This is a genomic window from Aquabacterium sp. UBA2148, assembly GCF_002328915.1.
Lineage (GTDB): Bacteria > Pseudomonadota > Gammaproteobacteria > Burkholderiales > Burkholderiaceae_C > Aquabacterium > Aquabacterium parvum.
Genome location: NZ_DCXA01000201.1, coordinates 1 through 6,435, shown reverse-complemented (window position 1 = coordinate 6,435; position 6,435 = coordinate 1). Strand labels below are relative to the sequence as shown.

General features: G+C 66.2%; 8 protein-coding genes. 1 reads left to right on the top strand and 7 read right to left on the bottom strand.

Going from position 1 to position 6,435, the window contains the following annotated elements; all coding sequences use genetic code 11:
• Positions 1-1,647: M48 family metalloprotease (locus B2W70_RS11190; RefSeq protein WP_286745733.1), on the top strand; the 1,647-nt coding region annotated here is incomplete at its 5' end.
• Positions 1,648-1,720: 73 nt separating this feature from the next.
• Here B2W70_RS11190 and B2W70_RS11185 read toward each other — a convergent pair.
• From B2W70_RS11185 to B2W70_RS11155, 7 genes are all read right to left on the bottom strand, one after another.
• A complete protein-coding gene (locus tag B2W70_RS11185; protein WP_286745731.1) occupies positions 1,721-2,395 on the bottom strand; it encodes a chalcone isomerase family protein in 675 nt (224 codons plus the stop codon).
• Positions 2,396-2,433: 38 nt separating this feature from the next.
• Positions 2,434-3,558: a SphA family protein gene (locus B2W70_RS11180; protein ID WP_286745729.1), complete on the bottom strand. Its 1,125-nt coding sequence runs from the start codon at positions 3,556-3,558 to the stop codon at positions 2,434-2,436.
• 216 nt (positions 3,559-3,774) lie between these two features.
• On the bottom strand, positions 3,775-4,044 hold the full coding sequence (locus tag B2W70_RS11175; protein ID WP_286745728.1) for an HPr family phosphocarrier protein: 270 nt from the start codon (positions 4,042-4,044) through the stop codon (positions 3,775-3,777).
• Positions 4,013-4,474 (bottom strand): PTS sugar transporter subunit IIA, encoded by a 462-nt coding sequence (locus B2W70_RS11170; protein ID WP_286745726.1) that lies wholly within the window; start codon positions 4,472-4,474, stop codon positions 4,013-4,015. The genes B2W70_RS11175 and B2W70_RS11170 overlap by 32 nt, the downstream gene beginning before the upstream one ends.
• A 20-nt stretch (positions 4,475-4,494) precedes the next feature.
• On the bottom strand, positions 4,495-5,145 hold the full coding sequence (locus B2W70_RS11165) for a hypothetical protein (protein WP_286745725.1): 651 nt from the start codon (positions 5,143-5,145) through the stop codon (positions 4,495-4,497).
• Positions 5,146-5,193: 48 nt separating this feature from the next.
• Positions 5,194-5,700: a peroxiredoxin family protein gene (locus tag B2W70_RS11160; protein ID WP_286745723.1), complete on the bottom strand. Its 507-nt coding sequence runs from the start codon at positions 5,698-5,700 to the stop codon at positions 5,194-5,196.
• An 81-nt stretch (positions 5,701-5,781) separates the two neighbouring features.
• On the bottom strand, positions 5,782-6,435 hold a 654-nt coding region (locus tag B2W70_RS11155), incomplete at its 5' end, for an AsmA-like C-terminal region-containing protein (protein WP_286745721.1).

Genomic DNA, 6,435 nt, shown 5'->3' with positions numbered 1-6,435 from the left:
CTCAACGTGGTCGATGAGATGGCGATCGCCAGCGGCCAGCCTGTGCCGCGCGTGTTCGTGCTGCCGCGCGAGGACGCCATCAACGCCTTCGTGGCCGGCTGGGGCGCACAAGACCTGGCCCTGTGCGTCACACGCGGCGCGCTGGAGCGGCTCAACCGCGCCGAGCTGCAAGGCCTGGTGGCGCACGAGTTCGGTCACATCGAGAAAGACGACCTGCCGCTGACCATGCGACTGCTGGCCCTGGTCTGGGGGCTGTCGCTGGTGCATGGTTACGGTCGAAACCTCATGGCCAGCGACGACGCCGGTCGGGTCAACCCGCTGGCCTGGCTGCTGGGGGTGGTGTTTGCCATCGTCGGCTGGATGGGTTGGCTGGCCGGGCGTGTGCTGCAGGCCGCTGTCTCGCGCGAACGCGAGCACCTGGCCGACGCCTGCGCCATCCAGTACACCCGCACGCGTGACGGCCTGGGCAATGTGCTGCGCAAGATCTGGCACGACCAGCAGGTGCTGGCCGGGCGCATGCGCCACCCGGCGTCAGACATGATCGCTTCGCTGCTGCTGCAGGAGTCCGGGCACGTGAGCTGGCTGGCGTCGCACCCGCCCATCGAGTCGCGCATCCTGCGCATCTGCGGCTCGGTGTTGTCGCCCTTGCCGGCGCCCCTGCTGCGCCTGGATGCGGTGGAGCCGCGGCACGCCGCGACCTCGCCAGGCGCTCTGCTGGCGGCTGGTGCCACGTTGCCGATGGGTGCAGGCCAGGCCAGAGCCGACCGCAGCGTTGGCGGCAGCACCGCCCAAGCCAGCAGCCAGGCGGGGCGCCAGGAACAACAGGCCAGGCAGGAGCGCCAACAAGCCGACCGCGAGGCCCGGCAAAGGCTGCAAGGCCGCGTGGGCCCCACGGAGGAGCGCTTGATCGTGCTGGCCTTGATGATGAACCTCGAGAACCCACGCGAAGTCAAACTCTGGCGCAAAGTGGGCGAAGGCGTTCACCAGCCGGAACAGATCCTCCAGGACGTGGCCAAGCTTCAGCCCAAACGGCGCGTGACCGAGTTCGAACGCCTGACCGCCAGCATCGCGCAGTCACCCCTGCCGCAGCGCAGGGCACTGGTCGAGCAGGCGCGCGACCTGCTGCGCGCCGATGGCCGCGTCAGCCCGCGCGACCGCCTGTGGTGGCTTGCCCTGAGGCACCGCATGGGCATGCACCAGCGCAGCGGCCAGGCCTTCATGCGCCCTGTCACGGGCCAAGGGCAGGACCTGAGCTCATTGAGCCCCTCGGACCTGCACCACGTGCGCACGATGTCGACTTACCTGGCTCGCTTCATCCCTGCGGAGCAGACCCAGTCAGGTTTGCCCTCGGCCAACCGCGCCTGGCTGGAAGCCGTCAACCGCCGGCTGAACGCCGACTGGACCAGTCAAACCGAAGACCCCGCCGTCGGCACCGATGCCGACGCCCTGGCACACGCCCTGGCTGGTCTGCAGGAGCTGTCGTGGGTGCTCCGCCCACAACTGGTCAAAGCCTGGGTGGAAGAAGCGATGAACCACAGCCCGCAAGGCCTGATGAGCCACGAGACCGCCGACGCGCTGCGGCTGATGGCAGGCCTGCTCGATGCGCCCATGCCACCGATGCTCGAAGCGCACTACAAGGGCGATTGAGCCGAGGAGGTGGCGCGGACCAGAAAGAACAAACCCCGCTGGCGGGCGGGGCTTGGGCGGGTGCAGCAACAGCTCAGTCGGGCACTCGGTTGAGCTTGGTGAGCCCCAGCAGGCCGTTGCGAAGGTCTTCGGGCGCGGCAGGGCCGATGTACATGCGCAGGTAGATCTGGAAGGCCAGCTCGTCGTTGATGGCCAGCGGCTGCCCGCCGTCGATGGACAGCTGCTTGCCGTTGTGCGTGGCCATCCAGCCCATGCCTGGCACCCAGTCAAGGTTGACCACGTCGCCCTTGACCACGCGCTTGACGTTGGAGTACGCCATGCCGATCTGGCCGATGGGGCCGATCAGCTTTTTGAATTCTTCTTCGGTGGCCGACTGCTTGAAGTCGGACAGGAAGATGCGAGAGATGGTCGACGAGGTGAACTCGCGCAGGATGTTGAGCTGGATGCGGCGGATGCCGTCGAGCTTGTAGATGGCCTCGGCCGTGGTGCGCTTTTCCGGCAGGTACAGGGCCGTGACGTCGGCCTTGAAGTAGCCGCGCTTGCGCACCCCCGCACCGTTGAGGATCAGCTTCTTGCCGTATGCCGTGACGGTCTCGGGCAGGTCAACGCCTTCGATCTCGACCGCCGCATGGGCGGGCGCTGCAAACGGCAGCAAGGCCGAAGCGGCTGCGGCGATCAGCATGGCGCGACGCCGCTCGTCGGGCGTCGGCAAACCATCGATGAACGCCCGCAAGGATTGATCCTTCATCACGACTGCTCCTGCTCAGCTTGACGCCCAGGCCGCGATCACAGCGGCTTGGAGATCGACAACCAGAAGGCAGAGCCTTCGGTGCGGTTGCGCGCGCCGAATTCCTGCAGGAACTTGCCTTCGACCAGGGCTTCGCCACCGTTGACGACCCAGCCCACGGCGGGGCCCACGGCCGTGACGCTGGAGCGGTTGCCGTTGATGATTTCCTTTTGCAGGTTCTTGTCGGCGATCTCCTGGGCGGAGAACTTGCTCAGGTCCTGCGTGTCCTTGGTGAGCTGGCGCACGAAGTAGCCTTGCAGGCCCACGCGCACGTCGTCGCTGACGAAGCGCATCAGCTGCCAGTCGACGTTGAACATGTTGCCGGAGTAGTAGCCGTTGTCCTTGTTGCGGGTGTTGAACGAGAACACGGTGCGCGCACCAAAGTCCCAGCCGTCGCCGATGTAGCTGTACTGGATGGAGGGGCGGAAGGTGTAGAACTTGCCGTAGCCCGGGTTCACGCGCTGCTTGACGTCGTACTTGCCGGTGGGCAGCACGATGGTCGGGGCGATGTTCAGGGCCTGGTTGTCACCGATCTCCCAGTGGAAGACGGGCGAGAGTTCCATGTCGCCCAGGCCGGTTTCGTTGCCGTCCTGGCTGGCCGAGACGCGGCCGTTGATGCTCGCGGTGTAACTCGATTGCAGCGCAGAGTACGGAAAGTTCGCCAGCACGGTGCCGTCATAAATGGGCGAAGCAGAGAAGCTGGCCTTGCGCTTGACCAGGGGCAGCATCACGGTGAAGCCCAGGTTGGCACCGAACACGCGCGTGGTGCTCAGGTAGGTCAGGCGGGGCAGCGCTGCGTAGGTGTCGGCGTTGATGCCGATCTTCGAGCGCAAGCCCGGAATCGCGGGCACAGGGCCCAGCACCGGCACCGTCTGCGCAGCCGCCGGCGTGGCCGACGTCGCCTGATCGTGGTCCCCACCCTTGAGCTTGCGCGCGTGGTAATGCACCAGCGGCATCTGGAAATACAACCCCGGCGTCAGCGGCGCCGTCATGTCGCTGCCCCCAATGCCGGGCGAATAGCGCTGCAAGCCGTTCTCGGCGGCCACCGCCTGTTGGCCCACGCAGGCCAGGGCAGCGAATGAAACGGCAGACAGCCAGACCGACTGGCGGGTAGAGCGGACCATGGGGACTCCTTGAATGCTGGAAACGACGGCCGTTTGTTTCACCGACCGAACAGGACTGGCGCCATTCGAAACGAGCGCCGACCCAGATGCAACAGACTGTGCCGTGACGGCCCGCCTGTGGGGACATGAGTGTGGTGGCGTGACGACAAAATCTGTCACACCGTGGGCCGAAATCACGGGTTTACCGCCCGATCACCCGTCAGTGAAACCCCGAGGTCACTCGCCTTCGCCGAACTTGTCGTTGATCAGGTTGACGAGGGCCTGAAGGGCTTCTTCTTCGCGCTCACCTTCGCACTCGACCTCGACCGCGGTGCCGATGCCGGCGGCCAGCATCATCACGCCCATGATGCTCTTGGCGTTGACGCGGCGGTCGTTGCGGCTCATGTGCACGTTGCACGGGTAGGCGCTGGCCAGTTTGGTGAGCTTGGCCGAGGCGCGGGCGTGCAGGCCCAGCTTATTGCTGATGGTGACGGTGGTCTTGATCATGGCTGCTGGGTGGGGTGGCCTGGTTCTGCGGGCGGCTGGTGGCGATCTGCATGATGCCTTGCGAGCCGCCAGCCACCGCACGGGTGATCAACGTGTCCAGGCTTTCGCGTGAATAGTTCAGGGCGCGCCAGAGCATCGGCAGGTTGACACCAGTGATGACTTTCACGCGTTGGCCGTCTGCCAGGCGCTGCACGGTGTTGCAAGGGGTGGCGCCGAAGACGTCGGTCAGGATGAGGACCTCGCCTCGCTCGTCGCCGTCTTGTGCCATTTGCAGGAGGATGCGCGCCTGGGCTTCGATTTCCTCGGGTGTCTGGCGGGCGCTGACGTCCAGGGCCTGCAGGCTCGAAATCGCTTCCGGAAAGCAATGCTGCGCCGCGCACTTCAGTGCGGACGCCAACGGCTCGTGCGCGATGAGGAAAAGTCCGGGCATACCTGATGGATTATCGACCCTCACCCGGGAAAGTGAAGCGAGCGGCGGAAGACCTCCACGGCATCCTCACCGTTTTCACGCGGCAAGGGGCTGCTGCCCTGCCAGATCGCTGCCTGAAAGACCGTCAATCCGTGGGAAAAATGCCACGCGTCCACGGTCAGGGGCGCCGCGCCCGAGTTGCCTTCGGGTTTGAGGCCCTGGGCACGCCAGCCCCGGGCATCGGGGTTGGGGGTCATGCCGGGAACCTGCAGCTCCCCCGTGTCGGTGTGCCGCCAAACGGACGAAGGCTGAGGCGGGTCAGCCCCCGGTGCTTGCTGGCGGGCCTGTTTGTCCGCCCAGGCCAGGTTGCCCGCGGTGGCCGCCGACAAGGCCCGCAGCGCAGGCGAGACATCGGTGGCACTGCCCAGGCGGGCAGCGCTCAGCACCCAAGTGGCGCCAGCCGCCTCGCAGGACCACATCACCATGCGCAGGGGCGACTCCACGCCATCCAGTTTCAGCGAACGCTCGACGCGATCGGGCTTGCAAGGCCAACGCATGCGCAGGCCGTCTGCTTCGGCCAGGTCCATCTGTCGCCAGTTCAAGGCAGGCGAGCAGGCCAGCAGCAGCAAGCTGGACAGCAGCAGCGCCAGGGCCTTGCCGAGGTGGTGCAGCCGTCCTGTTCGCCGCGTCATCGGGAGAGCCAGGCTCGTCATGCCAACGCTGGCGCTGTTGCCGCCACGTCAGGCCGCCGGCTGCGCCAGCAACCGGGTCAACAGGTCATCGAGCGCTGAAAAGTCGGGCTCGCCGATGTAGCGCTTGACCACCTGCCCCCGCTTGTCGATGACCAGGGTGGTGGGGGTCAGTTGAACGTCACCAAAAGCCTGGGCCAGGCTGCCATCGTGGTCCATCACCACGCGAAACGGCAGTTTGCGGGACTCGGCGAACTGCATGACGTAGGCCGGCGGGTCGTACGACATGGCCACAGCCAGTGTCTCCAGGCCCTGGGCCTTGAAGCGGTTGTGGGTCTCGACCAGGCGGGGCATTTCCTTGACGCAGGTCGAGCAACTGGTGGCCCAGAAGTTGATCACCACCACCTTGCCTTGCAGTTGGCCAAGTTGGCGCGCCTGGCCATTGATCTCGGTGTAGGGCAAATCGGGCATGCGGGTGACGGCGTCGCCTGAGCATCCGCACATCAGGCCCGTGAGGACCGGCAGGCTCAGCAGCATCGAACGACGGGACAGGCTCATGTCTTCTCGGCAAGCGTCAGGAAAGCAGGCATTGTGCGCGAAGGCCTTGCGCGCACTTTGTATCTGTCGGCAAGACCCGCCTCACTTCGCGGCGTTGCCGGGGGGAGCAGCCGGGACCACTTGAGCACCCTGGGCAGCCGCCTCGGCCCGAGGCGGCAGGCCTTTTTCAACCAGCGGATCGGCCCAGGTGCCGCCGATGCGGAACACGGTGGTGGCGGCTTCGGAGACCTGCTTGCGCAGCAGCATCTGTGCGACGAAGGTGCCCAGGCCGATGACCGGGTTGATGGCCGCGTAAGCCAGCGAGGCCGTGCCGGCATTGATCTCGGGCACCACGTAGACGGTGAGGTCCTGGGTTTCGCGCAGCAGGTCGGCCTGCCCCTCGATCAGCACCACGGCCTGCACGCCCCGCATGCGCAGGTTGCGCGTGGTGGCCTGGCCCTGGCTGACCTTGATGTCGCCTTCCACGCTGTCAAAGGCGAAACCCTGCTGAAAGATGTCGCGAAAGTCGAGCAGGAAACGACGCGGCAAGGCCTGCAGGCTGAGCACGCCCAGCAGCCGAGCCATGCCCGCATCGGCCTTGAGGAACTGCCCCTCGCTGAGGGCCACCTTCAAGTCGCCGTTCAAGCTGGGCACGTCGAGCTCGAGCGGCGAGCCCAGCCAGCTGACCTGGCCCGTGAGCTTGCCTTTGCCCCCTTTGATGGCGGGCGGCAAGCCCAGGCGATTCATGAGGGCGCC